The following is a 19,366-nucleotide window of genomic DNA, read 5'->3' as shown; positions in this document are numbered from 1 at the left end:
GCCGCGCCTCAAACGCTCATTTTCTGCGTAAGGCTGCCGATAGCCTGTCATCACCCTGACAAGCGGCGACGCCCTGCGGGAATCAATGCCAAATACCTTCGCCCCGATCATTCGTAACCTTTCCCAACGCACCAGCCTGTCGATGGCGCGCACGTCGTTGTTCCAGTGCGTGGTGCTGCTCGCCTGTGTGTTTGCGGCGGCCAGCTATTCGCTGGTGTACCTCGCCCAGGAACTGAACCGATTCGAAGACAGCGAAAGCGCCTTCTACACGCGCAAGGCGGTGCAGTCCCTGGAAAAATCCCAGCGCCTGACCGTCAAGGATTACGCATTCTGGGGCGATGCCTACAAACACCTGCACGTTTCCGTGGACACGGATTGGGCCTATACCCGCGAAAACGTCGGGCCCACGCTGTTTCATGATTTCGGTTTCCAAGGCGTGTTTGTCGTCAACGACCTGGACCGCACGGTATACGCGTTGGTCGAGGGCAAGCTGCAACCGATTGAGCTGACCGAATGGCTCGACCAGCCCGTCGCGGCGCTACTCGAACAAGCGCGCGCAGGCGCCGCGACGGACACACCGGTCACGACGTTCATTAACGTGCGCGGCAACCCCACGCTGGTGGCGGCAGCGGCGATAACGCCCGGCACTGACCCCAGCGTGATCGCCGATGACCGAAAAGCCTCGGTATTGCTCTTCATCAACATCCTCGACAGCGCCAAGCTGACCGAAATCGGCAACGATTTTGGCGTCGATCACCTGCACATCGCCACACCCGATGAAATCGGCAAGACCTTGTTGTTCGCCCTTGGTGAGAACGGTGCCGCCGGCAGCCTGCACTGGCACCCCGAGCGGCCCGGTATGCGTTTGATGGCTGTCGGTTTGCCGCTGCTGGGCCTGGCGGCGTTGCTGGTGTGCCTGATGACCTGGCTGATTGTGCGCCGCACCACGGCGGACGCCCAGGCCCTCGACAGCAGCCACACCTCGCTGCAAGACAGTCAAAACGCGCTGGCCACCAGCGAAGCACGCTTTCGCGATGTGGTGGAAGCCAGTTCGGACTGGGTCTGGGAAATCGACGGCGAGTGGCGTTTCACCTACCTGTCGGAGCGCTTCGAAAGCGTCACCGGCCTGGACCGCCAGGCCTGGATCGGCGCCACGCTGTACGACCTGCTGGACACCGACGCCGGCGCCCTTTCTCAGTGGCTGACCACGCCCGGGCGGCTCGCGGATATCAGCCTGCAGTGTCGCTACGTCGACGCCCGGGGACGGGAGCGCACCACCCGGCTGTCGGCGCGCGAGATGCCCTGCGGCGGGTTTCGCGGCACGGCCACCGACGTCACCGAAGAAGTCGAGGCGCGTCGCCGCATCGAGTTCCTGTCCCAGCACGACGCCCTCACCGGGCTGCCCAATCGCACGCGCCTGCAAGCGTTTCTGGACGGTAAACTCAAAGCCTTGCCCACCCTCACCCACCCTTTGGTCATGCTCAGCCTGGACCTGGATCGGTTCAAACCGGTCAATGACTTGCTCGGGCATGCCGCCGGCGACCGGGTGCTCAATGAGGTATCGAGCCGCCTCTCTGATTGCGTGCGTCACGGTGACCTGGTCGCTCGGGTCGGCGGCGATGAATTTGTACTGATCCTGATCGATGCCGGCGCCCAGGATGAAGTCGAAGCCCTGTGCCGGCGCTTGATCGAGTCCGTCGAGCGGGTGATCAGGGTCGACGAGCAGGACGTGTTCATCAGCGCGAGTATCGGCATCGCCCTCGCGCCCAATGATGCCAACGGCGTCACCGAGTTGTTGCGCTACGCCGATATTGCCTTGTACGAAGCCAAGGCCGCCGGGCGCAATACCTGGCGTTTTTACTCCGGCGAAATGAACGCGCGGATCATCGAACGGCGCCGCCTGGAAAGCGACCTGCGGTTTGCGATCAAGCACGCAGAGTTGCGTCTGCACTTTCAACCGCGCTATCGCATCAGCGACGGGCAAATGGTCGGCGCCGAAGCGCTGGTGCGCTGGCAACACCCGGAGCGTGGCCTGATCGCACCGGACACGTTCATCCCGATTGCCGAGGAGTCGGGGTTGATCCTCTCGCTGAGCGACTGGGTGCTGGAAACCGCCTGCGCGTGCGCCGCGCAGTGGCCGGATGAGCTGTTTGTGTCGGTAAACCTGTCACCCACCGAATTCAAGCGCGGCAACCTGGTGGAGCGCGTGCGGTACGCCCTGAATAAGTCCGGCATCGAGCCAACGCGCGTGGAGCTGGAAATCACCGAAAGCGTGATGCTTGAAGATGCCGTCGGCGCGCTTGAAGTCATGCACACCCTCAAGCACCTGGGTATCCGCATCGCCATGGACGACTTCGGCACCGGCTACTCGTCACTGAGCTATTTGCGCGCGTTCCCGTTCGACGGGTTGAAAATCGACCGCAGTTTCTTGAACCGGCTGGAGGACAGCGCCGATGACAAGGCCATTGTGCAGGCGATTGTCGGCCTGGGACGCGCCCTGTCGCTGACAGTCACCGCGGAAGGAATCGAAACTGCCGAACACCTGGCACTGCTCAAGGCGGTGGCCTGTGACGAAGGCCAAGGCTACTTCCTCAGCCGACCGCTGGACATCGACGCCTTCAACGGTCTGCTGGACGTGCGCGCGAGCACCCCGCCGTGTTAGCGCTCGACAGCGCCTTGCGCTAGCGGAAGAAATGACTCGGCGTCTTGCCGAACTGTTTCTTGAACATACTGGTAAAGGCGCTCGGGCTTTCATAGCCCAGCTCAAATGCCACATCGATGATCTTCTCGCCCACGGCTATGCGCTCCAGCGCCAGCAGCAACCGCGCTTGCTGGCGCCACTGGCCGAAGGTCAGGCCGGTTTCCCGGCGGAACAGGCGCTGGATGGTGGTCTGGTCCAGGCCCAGGCGCTCGCTCCAATCCGCCACGGTCGAGGCATCGCCCGGGTCGTCCTGCAACGCCAGGCAAATCCGGCGGATGCGCGGGTCTGCAGGCTGGGGCAAGGACAACGGCAAGGCCGGCAATAGCGCCAGTTCGTCGAGGATCAGGTGCATGATCCGCGCGTCGCGCGAATCCTCGGCATACGGCGGCTTCAAGCTGACCGACGCCTTGATCAGTTCGCTGAGCAGCGGTGAAATGCTGACGGCCTTGGTTTCGCTCGGCAGGTTCGGAAAACTCGCGGGGCGCACAAACACACTGCGCATTTTCAACGCCCCGACGCAGCGCAGCGAATGCACATGCCCACTGGGCATCCAGAAGCCGCGATTGGGTGGCACCGTCCACTGATTCTGCGCCGAATGCACCACCATCACGCCTTCGGTGGCATACAGCAGTTGATGCTTCTCGTGGCTATGGCCGGGGATCACCCAGCTCTCCGGATAGTCGGTGGCCGAGCTGATGACGGCCCACTCGCCCTCATCGATATCCCGCAGAAATTTATCCAGTGTTTTGATGGCTTCGCCTCTTTTGCGATGTTTGCTGCCCGAATTTCGCGAGACAGGCGTTTTCGACAAATCTAGCATAAACGCCGAGTTCATCCATGGAGCGGCGGTTTAAATCATCGCTGCCCGTCCCCGTCGTTCACTGCCTTGTATGGAATGCCTGCATGTCGACCTTGACCGCGTCTCCCGCTGCCACCTCCAGCCCGCCCCAAGTCAGCCCCTTGGTCATGCGCGTCCTCGGCGCCTGCGCCCTGGCGCATTTGATCAATGACCTGATCCAGGCCGTGCTGCCCTCGATCTACCCAATGCTCAAGGCCAACTACGGGCTGAGCTTCACCCAGGTCGGCCTGATCACCCTGACCTTCCAACTGACCGCCTCCCTGCTGCAACCGTGGATCGGCTACCACACCGACCGCCACCCCAAACCCTGGCTGCTGCCGGCGGGCATGGTGTGTACCTTGATTGGCATCCTGATGCTCGCGTTTGTCGGCACGTTCCCGGCGATCCTGCTGGCGTCGGCGCTGATCGGCGTCGGCTCGTCGACCTTCCACCCGGAAACGTCGCGGGTGGCCCGCCTGGCTTCCGGCGGGCGCTACGGCCTGGCGCAATCGACCTTCCAGGTCGGCGGCAACGCTGGCAGCGCGTTCGGCCCACTGCTGGCGGCGGCGATCGTCATTCCCTACGGCCAGGGGCATATCGCCTGGTTCGGCCTGTTTGCGGTGTTCGCGATCCTGGTGCTGTATGGCTTGAGCCGCTGGTACCGCAACCACCTCAATTTGTTCAAGCTCAAGCAAGGCAGCAAAGCCACCCACGGCCTGTCGAAAGGTCGCGTGACCTTTGCCTTGGTGGTGCTGGCCTTGCTGGTGTTTTCCAAGTACTTCTACATGTCCAGCCTGACCAGCTATTTCACCTTCTATCTGATCGAGAAATTCAACCTGTCGGTCGCCAGTTCCCAGCTTTACCTGTTCCTGTTCCTCGGCGCGGTGGCTGCAGGCACCTTCTTTGGCGGGCCGATCGGCGACCGGATCGGACGCAGGACCGTCATCTGGTTCTCCATCCTCGGCGCGGCGCCGTTCACCCTGGCCCTGCCGTATGTCGACCTGTTCTGGACCGCGATGCTCAGCGTGGTGATCGGTTTCATCCTGGCGTCGGCGTTCTCCGCCATCGTCGTATTCGCCCAGGAGTTGGTGCCGGGCAATGTCGGGATGATCGCCGGCGTGTTCTTTGGCCTGATGTTCGGCTTCAGCGGTATCGGCGCGGCATTGCTGGGGTTGCTCGCGGACAGCCATGGCATCGAGTACGTCTACACGCTGTGCTCGTTCCTGCCGTTGCTGGGGGTTCTGACGATTCTGTTGCCGTCGACCAAAGGCGTTTGATCGGTTGAGCCTGCCGGGGCATCCGGCGGCTCGATCGCACGGGGCCGGCGCCTACAGCTAGCGCTTGAGGACGCCGGTGCCCTTCATATCATTTTCAACACGAGCATCGCGCCCAACCCGATCAGACACGCCACGCCCACCCCATAGGCCAGCGTACGCCAGGGCTGACACTCCATCAGGTACATGAGCGTGTGTGCCACCCGCGCCAGGGTAAAAACCCCGAACAGCACCCCCGTGGCTACCGAAGCGGTGCCCGCCACGACACACAGCCCGCCGAGGACAAAAAACAGCGGAATGTTCTCCTGGTCATTGGCCCACGCCCTGGCGGCACGGCCGACTTGCGGCAGTTCGTCTGGCTGCGGCGCACGGTTGAAGAAAGCCGCATCTTCGGGGTTGGTGAACGCCCGCGCGCGCAGGCGGAAAAAACCCTGATAGCAGGAAATCGCCAGCATCTTCAGGCACAGCATCAACACGCACAGTGCATAGACACGCAATAGCTCATTCATCCCGCAACCCCGTGATGACGATATAGAGCAGCGGCCCCACCGAAACGAACAGCGCCGTCAGCACCCAGTAAGGCAGCACCGACGCCACCGACCGCCCTCGCCGCCGGGCGTCGCGGTACATCCACACACAAGCCAGCAGCGCCATCAGGTACAGGTCGATCACCACTTGCGCGGTGTCCGGGCGCGACAGCAATTGCCGGCCAAACGCCAGCAGCGACTGCTCCGCGGTCAGCATCGTTATCAGCGTATACAGCGAAAACCCGAGCAAACCGGCCAGGGCGATAAAGGGTCTGTGCATGGTCTCTTCCTTGAAGTGATCGAGGCCCACGATAGTGATAAGGTTCAGCCCCTCGCAATGACCTCGGAGGTCATGGTCACGCCATGGACAATCCTGCTACCGCCGGCGAACACTTGCGCCGGCTACGCCGCCAGGCACAGTTGAGCCAGCTCGACCTGGCCCTGATCACCGGAGTCTCGCAGCGTCATCTCAGTTGCCTGGAAACCGGCCGCGCCAAGCCGAGCCCCGGCACCCTGCACAATCTGCTGAGCGCGCTGCAGGTGCCCCTCGACCAGTGCAACCGCGTATTCCTCGCCGCCGGCTTTGCCCCGCGTTATGCCGCCACCCCCCTCGCCTCGCCGGCCATGGCGGCCATTCGCGAAGCGGTCAGCCATGTGCTGCACGCCAACAACCCCGCCCCGGCGATTCTGCTCGGCAGTGAGTGGCAGGTGCTGGCGGCCAACACCAGCACTACCGTGCTCTTTGGCTTGGTCGGGATCGACCCGGGCGCCGCCGATGGCGTGAACCTGCTGAGCACCCTGCTGCAATCGGGCGGCCTGGGCGATCACCTGATCAACGCCGAAGAGATCCGCACCCTCGCCTGGCAACGGGCAACACGCGAGGCCTTGACCAACCCATCGTTGGCGGCGCTGCTGGCCAGCCTGCCGGCGCCCGCCCACACCGAACTGCCCAGCGACATGCCGCCACTGGTGTTGACCCGCGTGCGCTCGACCCAGGGCGAGCTGAACTTTCTATCGACCTTCACCACCTTCGGCATGCCCCAGGACATTACCCTCACCTCGCTGCGGATCGAGCATCTGATTCCCGCCGACGACTTCACATGGCAGGTCATGCGCAGCGCTTTCGAAGGTTATGCGGCGCTGGTTTTGTGAAATATCTGTCCGTAGACTGCCGCCATACCCCCACTTGAAGGCGGCGAAAAAAACCTGATGCAAGTTACCGAAGTCTCCATTGCCCAATTGCGCGCGGCGCTTGAGTCCGGCCAGACCACGGCCGTCGAACTGGTCCAGGCTTATCTGGCGCGGATCGACGCCTACGACGGCGCGCAGACCGCGACCGCGCTGAATGCCGTGGTGGTGCGCAACCCCGCGGCCCTGGACGAAGCCGAGGCGTCCGATGCGCGCCGGGCCAAGGGCGCAACGCTGGGACCGCTCGACGGCATTCCCTATACCGCCAAGGACAGTTACCTGATCAAGGGCCTCACGGCGGCGTCCGGCAGTCCGGCGTTCGCCAAACTGGTTGCCCAGCGCGACGCCTTCAGCATCGAACGGCTGCGGGCCGGTGGTGCCATCTGCCTGGGCAAGACCAACATGCCGCCGATGGCCAATGGCGGCATGCAGCGTGGCGTGTACGGCCGCGCGGAAAGCCCGTATAACGCCGCCTACCTGACGGCACCGTTTGCCTCCGGCTCGTCCAACGGCGCCGGCACCGCGACTGCCGCGAGCTTCGCGGCATTCGGTCTGGCGGAAGAAACCTGGTCGAGCGGGCGTGGCCCGGCGTCCAACAACGGCCTGTGTGCCTATACCCCGTCCCGTGGGGTGATTTCGGTGCGCGGCAACTGGCCGCTGACCCCTACCATGGACGTGGTGGTGCCTTATGCGCGCACCATGGCCGACCTGCTGGAAGTACTCGACGTGGTGGTCGCCGAAGACCCCGACACCCGCGGCGACCTGTGGCGCCTGCAACCCTGGGTGCCCATCCCCAGCGTCGCTTCGGTGCGCCCGGCGGCTTACGCTGAACTGGCCGCGACCGCCGCATCCCTCGCCGGCAAACGCTTTGGCGTACCGCGCATGTACATCAACGCCGACCCCGACGCCGGCACCAGCGAGAAACCCGGCATCGGTGGCCCGACCGGGCAAAAGATCATCACCCGCGCCAGCGTCATCGCCCTGTGGCAAGCCGCGCGCCAGGCCCTCGAAGCGGCCGGCGCCGAAGTCATCGAAGTGGACTTCCCCCTGGTGTCCAACTGCGAAGGCGACCGCCCCGGCGCACCGACGGTGTTTACCCGTGGCCTGGTGTCCAAGGAGTTCCTCCACGATGAGTTGTGGGAACTGTCCGCGTGGGCCTTCGATGACTTCCTGCGCGCCAATAACGACCCGAACCTGAACCGCCTGGCGGATGTCGACGGGCCGAAGATTTTCCCCCATGACCCCGGCACCTTGCCCAACCGTGAAGACGAACTGGCCGCCGGCATGGACGAATACGTGCGGATGGCCCAACGCGGGATTACCCCGTGGAACCAGATCAGCACCCTGCCCGACGGCCTGCGCGGCCTCGAACAGACCCGGCGCATCGACCTCGAAGACTGGATGGATAAGCTCGGCCTCGATGCCGTGATCTTCCCCACCGTCGCCGACGTCGGCCCTGCCGATGCCGATGTGAACGAAGCGTCCGCCGACATCGCCTGGAGCAATGGCGTGTGGGTGGCCAACGGCAACCTTGCCATCCGCCACTTGGGCGTGCCGACCGTTACCGTGCCGATGGGCGTGATGGCGGATATCGGCATGCCGGTCGGGCTGACCTTTGCCGGGCGCGCCTACGATGACTCCAGGTTGCTGCAGCTGGCGTCAGCGTATGAAGCCACCGGCAGCAAACGCCTGGTTCCGCCGCGCACGCCGGCGCTCACGCCACGCTGACGCGCGGTCCAACGGTGGGAGCCACCGCTCCCACCTGGTTGCGCTGCTCACTCAGGCAACCAGAGGCACGGCAATCAACAGGATCGCCGTGCCATGGGCGAGCGTCGCGGCCAACACACCATGACGCATGCGCAACAACGCGCAGGCCAGCCCTTCGATCAGGGTAAACAGCAACACCGGCCAGCCCAATTGAGTGACGCTCAGGGCCAGGAACGCATGGCAGGCCGCGAACGCCACGCCGCTGATCAAGGCCGCCCGCAGCGGCGTCAGTTGTTGTTCCAGATACCCCTGCAGATAACCGCGAAACAACACCTCTTCCAACGCATTGGCGCCATAGGCCAATACCACCATGCCTGGCAGCCACACCCAGTAATCGTGGATCGCTTGCGTATCCACGCCCTGGTAAAGCCGCAGCGGTACGCCGATCAGGCAGCCCACCGCCAGGCCCCTCGCCAGTCCGACGGCGCAATTGCCCTTGGACCACAAGACCAGCCGCGACAAGTCCGGCGCTACCCACGCGAGCCCGGCAACCAGCAACAGCGATAGTCCGCCCAGCGCCGCCAGCACAAAGGTGTTGGCGGTGAATGCTATCTGCACATCGTCACTGAGCGCCCACATGCGCAACGGCGTCATCGCATCGCGCATCAGCACAAACGCCGCCAACAGAATCAGGATGCGGATCGCCGTCATCGACCTGGGTGTGAGCGCGAACCACGCGCCGAACAGCAGCAGGCCTGGCGTCAAATGGATGCCGTAGTTAACCAGTGTCGCCATGCCTTGAGTAATCATAAGCCGGCGTTTCGACGCTGCCACTCATCCACCATATCGCCCAGGGTTTTGGCCGTATCGTTGCGAATCCAGGCCATGAATGCGCGGTCGAACTTAAACCCCGGGCCGCAGTGTTCAAGCATGAAACGGCGCACGTTCTGGGTGTTTTTGTAGCGCGGGGTGATCGGGGTGCTGCGGGTGATGGGGTCGCTGTGCCAATTAAAGTCCATGTTTTCTCACAAGGCGGTTTGTTGTTTTCGCCGTAGCATAGCGATGTGCCAGTTAAGCAGGAAGTGCCGGATAGCGTCACCACGCCACCACCTTGCGTACCGCCAGCAAGGCCTCGCGCAGCGCCGTCATGTCCACCGAGCCCAACGCCAGGCGCAGCGCATGCGGTACATGGGCGGATACGGCAAACGGTTCGGCGGTGGACACGGCGATATTTTCGCGCTGCAAGGTCATGGCGATCTGATCGGCGCGGGCCTCTTCCGCCAGGGGCAACCAGAGAAAATACGACGAAGGATGGCTGATGTACGTCAGCCCCTTCAGCACCTGTGCCGCCAATGCCTGGCGCGCCCGGGCATCCTGGCGTTTCTGTGCTTCCAGTTGAGCCACCGTGCCGTCGTCGAGCCAGGCCACGGCAATCGCGCTCATTACCCCCGGCACATTCCAGGTCGTGGCCATGATGCTGCGTTCCAGGGCCTTCACCCACGCTGCCGGGGCTGACACAAAGCCGACCCGCAGGCCGGTGGCGACGCTTTTGGAAAAGCCGCCGACATACACCGTGCGTTCCGGCGCGAGTGTCGCCAACGGCGGTGGCGCGTGTTCTGCCAGAAATGCGTAGGCCGCGTCCTCGATGATCATCAGGTTGTGCTGACGGGCGATGGCTACCAGTTGTTCGCGTTGCTCCAGGCTCATCACCCAACCCAGCGGGTTATGCACGGTCGGCATGCTATACACCGCGCGGACCGGATGCTTGCGACACAGGCTGTGCAGATGATCAAGGTCGGGGCCGCTGGCGGTGAGCGGGATCGCCAGCATTTCCAGGTGCAGGGTCTCGGCCAGCACCTTGAAGCCTGAATAGGTCAGCGCGTCGACGGCAATCACATCCCCCGGTTTGAGCAGCGCCATCAGCGTCACGGCCAACCCATGTTGCGCGCCGCTGACCAGCAGCACCTGATCGGCCTCGACCGTCAGCCCTCGACTCAGCAGATGGCGCGCCACCGCCGCGCGTTCATGCTGGCGCCCGGCGTGGGGCTGGTAACGCAGTAACGCTTGCAGATCGCCCGACAGCGCCAGTTGACGCAATGCCGTGCGCAGCAGCTCGGCCTGGCCCGGCAATGACGGGTAATTGAAATTCAGATCCAGCATGCCCGGCGCCACGCTCATCTGCCCACTGCCCTGCCCCGGCGGCAGCGAGATCTCGCGCACGAAGGTGCCGCGACCGGTTTCACCGCTGACCAGGCCCATCGCCGCCAGCTCGCTGTACACGCGGCTCGCGGTGACCAGCGCGAGGCCGTGGCGCGCGGCCAATTGCCGATGGGTGGGCAGACGCTCGCCGGGCGACAGCCTGCCGCTGCGGATGTCCTCGGCGAAGGTGTCGACCAGGTTTTTGTAACGGGCGCGGGGCATGGGCGATGTATCCATGACAATTTTTTGATTGTCTTAATCTTCCTGCCTAGCATGGCCCGCACGCAACCTCTCCTTTTTTCGGGCCCCCTTCATGGAACAGACCTCACCGCTCAATCCCCTGGCCAACAGCACCCAGGGTTGGATCAATGGCTTTATCGGCGTGGTGATTTTCAGCGGTTCGTTGCCGGCGACGCGTCTGGCGGTGATGGAATTCGAACCGGTGTTCCTCACCCTGCTGCGCGCCACCCTGGCCGGCGTGTTGGCGTTGTGCCTGTTGGTTTTTTTCAAGGAAAAACGCCCAACACGCGCGCAATGGCTGCCCCTGGTCATCGTCGCCCTCGGCGTGGTCATCGGCTTCCCCTTGCTGACGGCGCTGGCCCTGCAATACGTGACGTCCGCGCACTCCATCGTGTTTATCGGCCTGTTGCCGCTGGCCACGGCGCTCTTTGGCGTACTGCGCGGCGGTGAGCGGCCACGCCCGGTGTTCTGGTTGTTTTCGATCCTGGGCAGCGCGCTGGTGATGGGGTATGCCGTCGCCCAGGGCCTGAGCGCCGCCCCGGCCGGTGACCTGCTGATGCTGTTGGCGGTGCTGGTGTGCGGCCTGGGTTACGCCGAGGGCGCCAAGCTGTCGCGCAGCCTGGGCGGCTGGCAAGTGATCTGCTGGGCGCTGGTGGTGTCGTTGCCGGTGGCGCTGCCGTTGAGCCTGATGCTCGCGCCGCCGACCTTCACTGGCATCAGCCTGCCGGCGTGGCTGAGCCTGGGCTATGTGGCGCTGTTCAGCATGTTGATCGGGTTTGTGTTCTGGTACCGCGGGCTGGCCCAGGGCGGCATCGCCGCAGTCGGCCAGTTGCAGTTGCTGCAACCGTTCTTCGGCCTGGCGCTGGCGGCGGGCCTGCTGCATGAGCAGGTCAGCCTGGGCATGGTGCTGGTGACAGTCGCGGTGATCGGCTGTGTGGCCGGAGCCAAGCGGTTTGCGCGCTAGCGTCTGCGGCGATGGCATTATTCCCATCCGGCGCGCGTCCTGTTAAACAGGACAGTCCCCTCCCAGAACAATAAGGACTTGGCATGCACACCCCGTCACTGCAAGACACCACCGCCCCCGAAGGCATCTGCTACGGCTGCGGCGGCAACAACCCCCATGGCCTGCATATCAAGAGCCGCTGGGATGCCGATGGCATTCACGTGGTCGCCGAGCACCAACCGGAAGCGAAATACAGCGGCTGGCCGGATCTGGTCTACGGCGGCCTGATCGCCATGCTGGTGGACTGCCACTCGAACTGGACCGCCATGGCCTACCACTACCGCGCCGAACAACGCGAACCCGGCAGCCTGCCGCGTATCGACTGCGTGACCGGGCATCTCGGGATCAAATTCATCAAGCCCACGCCCCTGGGTGTCACGCTGACCTTGCGTGCCCGGGTCGAGGGCGATGTGGGGCGTAAAAGCCGCGTGGTCTGCGAGGTATACGCCGGCGATGTGCTCACGGCGATCGGCGATTCGGTGTTTGTGCGCGTCGATACCGGGCAACTGGCCGCCGCCGCCCACGCTCGCAACGCGTGATCCTGGTCTACATTGACTGGCACCGCTAATCGAGGACTGCACCGATGACTCGTCTCACCGCGAAAGACTTCGCCCCCGAACTGCTGGAGCTCTACGACGGCTACGCCCACGGCAAGATCAACCGCCGCGAGTTTCTCGACCGCGCTGCACTGTTCACCTTCGGCGGGCTCACCGCGTCGGCGCTGCTCGCCGCCCTGAGCCCCAACTATGCGCTGGCCGAGCAAGTGAAATTCACCGACCCGGACATCGTCGCGGACTACATCACCTACCCTTCGCCCAAGGGCAACGGCACGGTGCGCGGCTATCTGGTGCGCCCGGCCAAGGCCACCGGCAAAATCCCCGCCGTGGTCGTGGTGCATGAAAACCGCGGCCTCAACCCGTATATCGAAGACGTCGCCCGGCGCCTGGCCAAGGCCGGCTTTATCGCCCTCGCGCCGGATGGCCTGACATCCGTGGGTGGCTACCCCGGCAACGATGAAAAAGGCGTAGCGCTGCAACAAAAAGTCGACCCGACCAAGCTGATGAACGACTTCTTCGCCGCCATCGAGTGGCTGATGCACCACGACAACAGCACCGGCAAAGTCGGGATTACCGGCTTCTGCTATGGCGGCGGCGTGGTCAATGCAGCAGCCGTGGCCTACCCGGAGCTGGGCGCCGCCGTGTCATTTTACGGGCGGCAGCCAGAGGCCAAGGACGTGCCGCGCATCAAGGCACCGATCATGCTGCATTACGGCGAACTGGATACGCGGATCAACGAAGGCTGGCCGGCCTATGAAAAGGCCCTGAAGGCCGCGGGCACTACCTATGAAGCGTATATCTACAAGGGCGCCAACCACGGTTTTCACAACGACTCGACGCCGCGTTATGACGAGGCGGCGGCGAACCTGGCGTGGCAGCGCACGCTGGGGTGGTTCAACAAATACCTGGCCTGACCGCCTCTGAATGTGTAGAGGTTAGCCGCCGACAACTGTTTCATTTTGCTTCTTGATGAAAATCTCAGCCCTGCGCCGCCATCACCGTCAGCCAGGCCTTGAACGCCTGCATCGCCGAGGTTTCGGCGCGTGACTGCAGGCGCGTCAACCAATAGCTGCCGGTGCTGATGCCCACGTTGAAGGGCTGGCGGATCGCATCACTTTCCAGTTGTCGCGAGAACATCAGCGCAGGGGCCAACGCCACACCGACACCCTGCAGCGCTGCTTCCATCATCGCCAACGATGAGTCAAACACGATGCTGCGCGGCACCAGGGTGTCGGCAGGCAGCCCGGCGGCCTGGAACCACAGGTTCCACTCATCGGCGCGATAGGAGCGCAGCACCGTGTGCTTCAACAGCTCGACCGGCGTGTGTAACTGCTCGGCGATTGACGGCACGCAGAGCACCGTCAGCGGCGCTTCGAACAATGGGCAGGCGTCGGTGCCATGCCAGGCCCCGGCGCCGAAACGGATCGCGTAATCCAGGCCTTCGGCGGCGACATCGACACGGTTGTTGTGCGTCGACAGGCGCAGGTCGATAAACGGGTAGCGGTGCTGGAAGTCCGCCAGGCGCGGCAGCAGCCAGCCCACCGCAAAAGTGCCGACCGCGCCGACGCTGAGCACTTCGCGGTAGTGCCCGCCTTCGAACTGGCCCAGGGTGTGGGCAATGCGGTCGAAGGATTCGCGCAGCACCGGCAACAACGTCTCGCCTTCGCGGGTCAGCATCAGGCCACGCGGCAGGCGTTTGAACAGGGTGACGTTCAGTTGCGCCTCCAGGCTCTTGACCTGGTGGCTGACCGCCGCCTGGGTGACACATAACTCAATGGCGGCCCGCGTAAAACTCAGGTGCCGGGCGGAGGCCTCGAATGCGCGCAGGGCATTGAGAGGCAGATGGGAACGCAGCATGCTTGCCCCTAATTTTTCTAATGGCTGGTGCGAAATATCATCGTTTGCCCAGGCCCGGCGAACTGTCTACCTTTGGCACGCCCGCGCAGGCTGTTCATTCAATCGATCATACTCATGGAAGCGATATCATGCCCCAACAAGCGGTATTTGGAGTGCGTCATTTAACAGCGCTGGCAATGTTTCTCGGCGCCGGCCAGTGCCTGGCCGCCACCGACCTGCAGGCCGTGGTAGACGCCAGCGTCAAACCGCTGATGCAGCAACAGGCCATTCCCGGCCTGGCGGTGGCGGTGGTGCAGAACGGCAAGGTGCAATACTTTAACTACGGCATGGCATCGAAAGAAGCGCAGCAACCGGTCAACCAAAACACCTTGTTCGAAATCGGCTCAGTGAGCAAAACCTTCACCGCAACCCTGGGCGGTTACGCCCAGGCCATCGGCAAGCTCACGCTGTCGGACAAGGCCAGCCAATACTGGCCTGCGTTGGCCGGCAGCGCCTTTGACCGCATCAGCCTGCTGCAACTGGCGACGTACACCCCCGGCGGCCTGCCGCTGCAGTTTCCGGATGCCGCCGACAACGCCGACGCCATGCTCGGCTACTTCCAGCGCTGGAAACCCAGCTACGCCCCTGGCGCGCAACGTCTCTATTCCAACCCGAGCATCGGCCTGTTTGGCTACCTCGCGGCGCGAAGCCTGGGCCAGCCGTTCAATGTCGCCATGGAGCACACCCTGCTGCCCAAGCTGGGGTTGAGCAACACCCACCTCAGCGTGCCCACCGCGCAATCCGGCGAGTACGCCCAAGGCTACGACAAGCAGCAGAAACCCGTCCGTGTAAGCCCTGGCGCACTGGACAGCGAAGCCTACGGCATCAAGACCAGCACCCACGACCTGGCGCGCTATGTGATCGCCAACCTGCACCCGCAAACCCTGGAAAAGCCGCTGCAACAAGCCATCGCCAGTACCCACGCTGGTTATTACCGCGTGAACGGCATGACCCAGGGCCTGGGCTGGGAGTACTACCCCTACCCCATCGCCCTGCAAGCGCTGATTGACGGCAACTCGACACCGATGGCCATGGAACCTCACCGTCCCGATTGGCTGGCGACGCCGCAAGCGCAACCGGCCAACGTGCTGTACAACAAAACCGGCTCAACCGCAGGCTTTGGCGCGTATGTGGCGTATGTGCCAAGCAAGGACATGGGCGTGGTGATTCTGGCGAACAAGAACTATCCGAATGCCGAGCGGGTCAAGGTCGCCCATGCGATCCTGAGCGCGCTGGATCACTGAGCAAGGTGGGAGCCAGGCTCCCACATCGTGAGGTCTACATCCCCAGCCAGTGCGGCAGCGCCAGCGAGATGAACGGCAGGTAGGTGACCATGATCAGGAACACCAACAGGATCATCAGCCACGGCATCGCCGCACGAATGGTCTGCCCCAGCGTCAAGCCGGTCACCGCCGAGGTCACGAACAGGTTCAAGCCCACCGGCGGGTGAACCAGGCCGATTTCCATATTCACCACCATCACGATCCCCAAGTGAATCGGATCGATGCCCAGCTTCATCGCGATCGGGAAGAAGATCGGCGCCAGGATCAACACGATCGCCGACGGTTCCATGAAACTGCCGGCGATCAGCAAGACCACGTTGACCATGATCAGGAAGCCGATCGGCGTGAGGCCCTCGGACAGCACCCAGGCGGTGATTTCCTGGGGGATCTGTTCGGTGGTCAACACATGGGCGAAGAGCATCGCATTGGCGATGATAAACATCAGCATGATCGCCAGCCGCCCGGACTCCAGCAGCACCTTGGGACAGTCGCGCAGACTCATGTCCTTGTAGACGAACAGCGCGACAAACGCCGAGTACACCGCTGCCACCGCCGCGGCTTCGGTCGGGGTGAACATCCCGCTGTAGATGCCGCCGAGGATGATCACCAGCAGCAGCAAGCCCCAGAACGCACGGCGCGCGCAGGCCAGCCACTCGCGAAAGCTCGCCCGTGGCTGCGCCGGCAGCTTCTTGATGCGCGCCACGATATAGATCGCGACCATCAGCATCAGGCCCAGCAGCAGCCCCGGGATCACCCCGGCCATGAACAACTTGCCGACTGACGTTTCCGTGGCGGCCGAATACACCACCATCACGATCGACGGCGGAATCAGGATGCCCAGGGTGCCGGCGTTGCAGATGATGCCCGCGCCGAACGCCTTCGGGTAACCGGAGCGCACCATCCCGGCCACCGCAATCGAACCTACGGCCGCCACGGTGGCCGGTGACGAACCGGACAGCGCGGCAAACAACATGCACGCCAACACCGCCGCAATCGCCAGGCCGCCACGGATATGTCCGACACACGCATTGGCGAAGTCGATCAGACGCTGCGCCACGCCGCCGGTGGTCATGAACGCACCGGACAGCAGGAAGAACGGAATCGCCAGGAAGGTATAGGCATCCGAGGTTTCGAACAGCTTGATCGCCAGGGAACTCACCGAGTCCTGGCTGAACATCAGGATCGACACCGCGCCGGACAATCCGAGGGAAATCGCGACGGGCACGCCGAGGAACATGAACACAAACAACAGCAGAAACAGACAGAGCACGGCCATCAGTGACGCTCCTCATGGCCGCCGGCCAATTTGCTCGCCTCACCGGCCTCGTCGGCCAGCCCCAACCCGACCTGGCGGTGGGTGAACAGGCGATAGAAAATTTCCAGGTAGCGGATAAACACCAGAGCAAAACCGACCGGCACGATGAGCACGATGTCGCCGACATCGATGCCGAACTGGTCGAGGTCTTCGGCGCCGATGTGTGCTGTCATCACCGCACTCACCCACCTGTAACTGGCGACCATGAACAGCCCGGCGTAGGCCAGGCAGCACAGGCAGGCAAGCATCCCAAGCAAGCGCTGCACCCGGCGTCCGGTCAGCTTGACCAGCGCATCCACCCCAAGGTGGCCGGCGGTACGCACGCCGTAGGAAATGCCGAAGAAAATCAGCCAGCCGAACATGGCCTTGGTCAGCGCCACGCTCCAGGTCATGTCCTGGGCCCAGGTCATGGTGCCGTCGCCCAGGGCGTTGAAAAAATGGCTGCTCCAGGCCCACTGGTCGGCCAGGGCAAAGAACAGCGTGTAGATGTTGTTGAGCATGACGTAGACGAATGTCACCAGGGTCATGGCGGCCAGCAGGAAGGCAATGACGCCTTCCTCCAGGTGCTCCCAGACGCGCCTGAGCGTTTGCATGGCAAAACCTCGCGAAGCGGGAATAGGTTTCAGAGTGGAAACCGGATCAACCTGTGGGAGGGATCTCGGTATGCCCCGGCATTACAGGTTGGACGCATCCGCCGCCTTGATCAGGTCAGCCCCGATCTCGCCTTCGAACATCTGCCAGACCGGGCGCATGGCTTCGCGCCATTGCTGGCGTTGCGCGGGGGTCAGTTCGATGATTTCGCTGGTCTTGGCGTCGACGATCTTCTGTTTGGCCGACTGGTTCAGCGCCTCGGCCTGCTTGTTCACCTCAACGGTGACCTCGGCCATGATCTGCTCCAGGGTGCTGCGCACATCCGCTGGCAGGCCGTTCCAGAACTTCGCGTTGGTGATCACCATGTAGTCGATCAGGCCATGGTTGGACTCGGTGAAGTACTTCTGCACCTCGTTGACCTTCTGGCTTTCATAGTTCGACCAGGTGTTTTCGGTGCCGTTGACCGTACCGGTCTGCAAGCCCTGGTAGACCTCGGCAAAGCTCATCTTGCGCGGGTTGGCGCGGATCGCCTTGAACTGTTCTTCAAGCACGCTGGAGGCTTGCACGCGGAACTTCAGGCCACGGGCGTCCTTGGGTTCGTGCAGGGCTTTGTTGGCCGACAACTGCTTGAGACCGTTGTGCCAATAGGCCAGGCCGAGGATGTTCTTGTTCTGCATCGAGGTCAGTAACTGCTTGCCTTGGGCGGCCTGGAAGCGGTCGACGGCGGCCAGGTCGTTGAACAGGAACGGCAGGTCATAGATCTGCACCTGTCTGGTGTATTGCTCGAACTTGGCCAGGGACGGCGCGAGCATCTGCACATCGCCCAACAGCAGCGCTTCCATTTCCTTGCCGTCGCCGAACAGCGACGAGTTAGGGTACACCTCGACCTTGACCACGCCCGGCAGGCGTTCTTCGGCAAGTTTCTTGAACAGCAACGCGCCCTGGCCTTTGGGCGTGTTTTCGGCGACCACATGGGCGAACTTGATCACAATCGGGTCCGCCGCCTGGGCCAGGCCCACGACGAACAAGGTGGCGGCGCAGAACAGCGCCCGGGAGAGCTTGAGCATGGGAAATCACCTTCTTATTGTTGTGTTGTAGGGCAAGGTGCCTGATATGGCGCGTGTAGTGAATTTCGAATTTTTGATACCTGCGTTCGGCCTAGATGAACGCCAGCCCGAACGAAAATGCAGATCCTCTCTCGCCTCTGGCTTCGGCTGCGGTCAGCGCTGGGCGGCGAGCAGCCGTTGTGCGCGCAACAGAACCGGGGCATCCACCATCTGCCCATCGATCTGATACGCGCCTGCCCCGTGGGCTCCGCCCGCCACCACGCGCTTGGCCCAGGCCAGGTCTGCGGCGCTCGGTGCCAAGGCCGCATGGATCACCGCCACCTGCCGGGGATGGATGCACAGCGCGCCGGCAAAGCCCATTTCATAGGCATGCCGGATCGAGCGACGCAGGCCTTCGGGGTCGTCGATGGCCGGGTGGACGCCGTCCAGCGGGGCCACCAGGCCGGCGGCGCGGGAATGCACGATCAGCGCCAGGCGCGCCTGGTCCAGGGCAAAGTCAGCCGCTGGCGAAGGGCTGCTCAGATTCAAGTCGAGCGCCAGGTCCAGGCCGCCGAACGACAGGCGCTCCACCTGCCGCGCATGGGCAATCGCGGCCACCGCCAGCAGGCCCTTGGCGCTTTCGATAATCGGCCAGATCCGTTTGCCGGCGGCGGCCACCACCGCGACCTGGGCGGCACTTTCGACTTTCGGCAGCAGCACGCCCGCCACGTTTGCATGGGCGTTGCAGAACGCCACATCGTCAGCGTGTTCGGCGTGCTCCGGCGCGTTGATCCGCACCCACACCCGGGCGTCGGAGTGGGCGCGCAAAAACGCGCCAAGGTTCTCCCGCGCCTGCCGCTTGAGCAGCTCTTCTACCGCGTCTTCAAAATCCACAATCACCGCGTCGGCACCGCTGGCCAGCGCTTTGGAAAACCGCTCCGGGCGGCTGCCGGGAACGAACAGGGCTGAACGAACTACAGGCGTTGGCATCACCACACTCC

At 63.5% G+C, this 19,366-nt stretch carries 19 protein-coding genes; 8 read left to right on the top strand and 11 right to left on the bottom strand.

What is annotated here, in order from left to right; translation table 11 throughout:
* Positions 1–85: 85 nt before the first annotated feature.
* Positions 86–2,662 carry a bifunctional diguanylate cyclase/phosphodiesterase gene (locus ACVWZP_RS04085; RefSeq protein WP_457369400.1) on the top strand — a complete coding sequence of 859 codons (2,577 nt, stop codon included), beginning with the start codon at positions 86–88 and terminating at the stop codon, positions 2,660–2,662.
* Between the two features lie 19 nt (positions 2,663–2,681).
* Here the strand turns inward: ACVWZP_RS04085 and ACVWZP_RS04080 are convergent, their stop codons facing one another.
* Complete coding sequence (locus tag ACVWZP_RS04080; protein WP_457369399.1) at positions 2,682–3,521, bottom strand: AraC family transcriptional regulator; 840 nt, start codon at positions 3,519–3,521, stop codon at positions 2,682–2,684.
* 83 nt (positions 3,522–3,604) lie between these two features.
* Between ACVWZP_RS04080 and ACVWZP_RS04075 the strand changes: the two genes are divergently transcribed.
* Positions 3,605–4,816, top strand: coding sequence for an MFS transporter (locus ACVWZP_RS04075; protein WP_017846439.1), 1,212 nt, complete (start codon positions 3,605–3,607; stop codon positions 4,814–4,816).
* Between the two features lie 83 nt (positions 4,817–4,899).
* Here ACVWZP_RS04075 and ACVWZP_RS04070 read toward each other — a convergent pair whose 3' ends face one another.
* The gene (locus tag ACVWZP_RS04070; RefSeq protein ID WP_232565697.1) at positions 4,900–5,322 is read right to left on the bottom strand and encodes an MAPEG family protein; all 423 of its coding nucleotides are present in this window, start codon (positions 5,320–5,322) and stop codon (positions 4,900–4,902) included.
* The gene (locus ACVWZP_RS04065) at positions 5,315–5,620 is read right to left on the bottom strand and encodes a DUF2834 domain-containing protein (RefSeq protein WP_017846441.1); all 306 of its coding nucleotides are present in this window, start codon (positions 5,618–5,620) and stop codon (positions 5,315–5,317) included. Before ACVWZP_RS04065 ends, ACVWZP_RS04070 begins: the two co-directional genes overlap by 8 nt.
* 83 nt (positions 5,621–5,703) lie before the next feature.
* Here ACVWZP_RS04065 and ACVWZP_RS04060 point away from each other — a divergent pair, with 83 nt between their 5' ends.
* Positions 5,704–6,492 (top strand): MmyB family transcriptional regulator, encoded by a 789-nt coding sequence (locus ACVWZP_RS04060; protein WP_457369398.1) that lies wholly within the window; start codon positions 5,704–5,706, stop codon positions 6,490–6,492.
* 54 nt (positions 6,493–6,546) lie between these two features.
* On the top strand, positions 6,547–8,256 hold the full coding sequence (locus ACVWZP_RS04055) for an amidase (RefSeq protein ID WP_185833395.1): 1,710 nt from the start codon (positions 6,547–6,549) through the stop codon (positions 8,254–8,256).
* A 51-nt stretch (positions 8,257–8,307) separates the two neighbouring features.
* Here the strand turns inward: ACVWZP_RS04055 and ACVWZP_RS04050 are convergent, their stop codons facing one another.
* The 3 genes from ACVWZP_RS04050 to ACVWZP_RS04040 all read right to left on the bottom strand — a co-directional run bounded on the left by ACVWZP_RS04050 (position 8,308) and on the right by ACVWZP_RS04040 (position 10,656).
* Positions 8,308–9,045, bottom strand: coding sequence for a CPBP family intramembrane glutamic endopeptidase (locus ACVWZP_RS04050; protein ID WP_046383634.1), 738 nt, complete (start codon positions 9,043–9,045; stop codon positions 8,308–8,310).
* A complete protein-coding gene (locus tag ACVWZP_RS04045) occupies positions 9,042–9,254 on the bottom strand; it encodes a DUF6434 domain-containing protein (protein WP_046383635.1) in 213 nt (70 codons plus the stop codon). The genes ACVWZP_RS04050 and ACVWZP_RS04045 overlap by 4 nt, the downstream gene beginning before the upstream one ends.
* 76 nt (positions 9,255–9,330) lie before the next feature.
* Complete coding sequence (locus ACVWZP_RS04040; protein ID WP_046383636.1) at positions 9,331–10,656, bottom strand: aminotransferase-like domain-containing protein; 1,326 nt, start codon at positions 10,654–10,656, stop codon at positions 9,331–9,333.
* Between the two features lie 91 nt (positions 10,657–10,747).
* On the opposite strand from ACVWZP_RS04040, the gene ACVWZP_RS04035 reads away from it, so the two are divergent.
* The 3 genes from ACVWZP_RS04035 to yghX all read left to right on the top strand — a co-directional run bounded on the left by ACVWZP_RS04035 (position 10,748) and on the right by yghX (position 13,148).
* Entirely contained in the window at positions 10,748–11,638 is an 891-nt protein-coding gene (locus ACVWZP_RS04035; protein ID WP_079443998.1) for a DMT family transporter, read from the top strand.
* 83 nt (positions 11,639–11,721) lie between these two features.
* Positions 11,722–12,216 carry a PaaI family thioesterase gene (locus ACVWZP_RS04030; RefSeq protein WP_046383638.1) on the top strand — a complete coding sequence of 165 codons (495 nt, stop codon included), beginning with the start codon at positions 11,722–11,724 and terminating at the stop codon, positions 12,214–12,216.
* A gap of 44 nt (positions 12,217–12,260) precedes the next feature.
* Positions 12,261–13,148: a YghX family hydrolase gene (gene yghX, locus ACVWZP_RS04025; RefSeq protein WP_104903304.1), complete on the top strand. Its 888-nt coding sequence runs from the start codon at positions 12,261–12,263 to the stop codon at positions 13,146–13,148.
* Between the two features lie 64 nt (positions 13,149–13,212).
* Here yghX and ACVWZP_RS04020 read toward each other — a convergent pair whose 3' ends face one another.
* A complete protein-coding gene (locus ACVWZP_RS04020) occupies positions 13,213–14,091 on the bottom strand; it encodes a LysR family transcriptional regulator (protein WP_057004634.1) in 879 nt (292 codons plus the stop codon).
* Positions 14,092–14,219: 128 nt separating this feature from the next.
* On the opposite strand from ACVWZP_RS04020, the gene ampC reads away from it, so the two are divergent.
* Positions 14,220–15,374: a class C beta-lactamase gene (gene ampC, locus ACVWZP_RS04015; protein WP_057004635.1), complete on the top strand. Its 1,155-nt coding sequence runs from the start codon at positions 14,220–14,222 to the stop codon at positions 15,372–15,374.
* 34 nt (positions 15,375–15,408) lie between these two features.
* Here ampC and dctM read toward each other — a convergent pair whose 3' ends face one another.
* From dctM to ACVWZP_RS03995, 4 genes are all read right to left on the bottom strand, one after another.
* The gene (gene dctM, locus ACVWZP_RS04010; RefSeq protein WP_017846452.1) at positions 15,409–16,689 is read right to left on the bottom strand and encodes a C4-dicarboxylate TRAP transporter large permease protein DctM; all 1,281 of its coding nucleotides are present in this window, start codon (positions 16,687–16,689) and stop codon (positions 15,409–15,411) included.
* A complete protein-coding gene (locus ACVWZP_RS04005) occupies positions 16,689–17,321 on the bottom strand; it encodes a TRAP transporter small permease (protein WP_057004636.1) in 633 nt (210 codons plus the stop codon). The genes dctM and ACVWZP_RS04005 overlap by 1 nt, the downstream gene beginning before the upstream one ends.
* Positions 17,322–17,402: 81 nt before the next feature.
* A complete protein-coding gene (locus ACVWZP_RS04000) occupies positions 17,403–18,386 on the bottom strand; it encodes a TRAP transporter substrate-binding protein (protein WP_079444003.1) in 984 nt (327 codons plus the stop codon).
* Positions 18,387–18,539: 153 nt separating this feature from the next.
* Positions 18,540–19,355 carry an HpcH/HpaI aldolase/citrate lyase family protein gene (locus ACVWZP_RS03995; protein ID WP_457369397.1) on the bottom strand — a complete coding sequence of 272 codons (816 nt, stop codon included), beginning with the start codon at positions 19,353–19,355 and terminating at the stop codon, positions 18,540–18,542.
* Between the last annotated feature and the right edge of the window lie 11 nt (positions 19,356–19,366).

This window comes from Pseudomonas sp. TE36184, from assembly GCF_054060055.1.
This window is presented reverse-complemented; position numbering and strand designations above follow the sequence as displayed.

What these genes read in the sequence shown, in the direction of transcription:
- ACVWZP_RS04000 (WP_079444003.1), bottom strand. Translation starts at nt 18,386, where the DNA reads ATGCTCAAGCTCTCCCGGGCGCTGTTCTGCGCCGCCACCTTGTTCGTC.
- yghX (WP_104903304.1), top strand. Translation starts at nt 12,261, where the DNA reads ATGACTCGTCTCACCGCGAAAGACTTCGCCCCCGAACTGCTGGAGCTC.
- ACVWZP_RS04075 (WP_017846439.1), top strand. Translation starts at nt 3,605, where the DNA reads ATGTCGACCTTGACCGCGTCTCCCGCTGCCACCTCCAGCCCGCCCCAA.
- ACVWZP_RS03995 (WP_457369397.1), bottom strand. Translation starts at nt 19,355, where the DNA reads ATGCCAACGCCTGTAGTTCGTTCAGCCCTGTTCGTTCCCGGCAGCCGC.
- ACVWZP_RS04070 (WP_232565697.1), bottom strand. Translation starts at nt 5,322, where the DNA reads ATGAATGAGCTATTGCGTGTCTATGCACTGTGCGTGTTGATGCTGTGC.
- ACVWZP_RS04030 (WP_046383638.1), top strand. Translation starts at nt 11,722, where the DNA reads ATGCACACCCCGTCACTGCAAGACACCACCGCCCCCGAAGGCATCTGC.
- ACVWZP_RS04085 (WP_457369400.1), top strand. Translation starts at nt 86, where the DNA reads ATGCCAAATACCTTCGCCCCGATCATTCGTAACCTTTCCCAACGCACC.
- ACVWZP_RS04080 (WP_457369399.1), bottom strand. Translation starts at nt 3,521, where the DNA reads ATGCTAGATTTGTCGAAAACGCCTGTCTCGCGAAATTCGGGCAGCAAA.
- ACVWZP_RS04045 (WP_046383635.1), bottom strand. Translation starts at nt 9,254, where the DNA reads ATGGACTTTAATTGGCACAGCGACCCCATCACCCGCAGCACCCCGATC.
- ACVWZP_RS04020 (WP_057004634.1), bottom strand. Translation starts at nt 14,091, where the DNA reads ATGCTGCGTTCCCATCTGCCTCTCAATGCCCTGCGCGCATTCGAGGCC.
- ACVWZP_RS04050 (WP_046383634.1), bottom strand. Translation starts at nt 9,045, where the DNA reads ATGATTACTCAAGGCATGGCGACACTGGTTAACTACGGCATCCATTTG.
- dctM (WP_017846452.1), bottom strand. Translation starts at nt 16,689, where the DNA reads ATGGCCGTGCTCTGTCTGTTTCTGCTGTTGTTTGTGTTCATGTTCCTC.
- ACVWZP_RS04065 (WP_017846441.1), bottom strand. Translation starts at nt 5,620, where the DNA reads ATGCACAGACCCTTTATCGCCCTGGCCGGTTTGCTCGGGTTTTCGCTG.
- ampC (WP_057004635.1), top strand. Translation starts at nt 14,220, where the DNA reads ATGCCCCAACAAGCGGTATTTGGAGTGCGTCATTTAACAGCGCTGGCA.
- ACVWZP_RS04005 (WP_057004636.1), bottom strand. Translation starts at nt 17,321, where the DNA reads ATGCAAACGCTCAGGCGCGTCTGGGAGCACCTGGAGGAAGGCGTCATT.
- ACVWZP_RS04040 (WP_046383636.1), bottom strand. Translation starts at nt 10,656, where the DNA reads ATGCCCCGCGCCCGTTACAAAAACCTGGTCGACACCTTCGCCGAGGAC.
- ACVWZP_RS04060 (WP_457369398.1), top strand. Translation starts at nt 5,704, where the DNA reads ATGGACAATCCTGCTACCGCCGGCGAACACTTGCGCCGGCTACGCCGC.
- ACVWZP_RS04035 (WP_079443998.1), top strand. Translation starts at nt 10,748, where the DNA reads ATGGAACAGACCTCACCGCTCAATCCCCTGGCCAACAGCACCCAGGGT.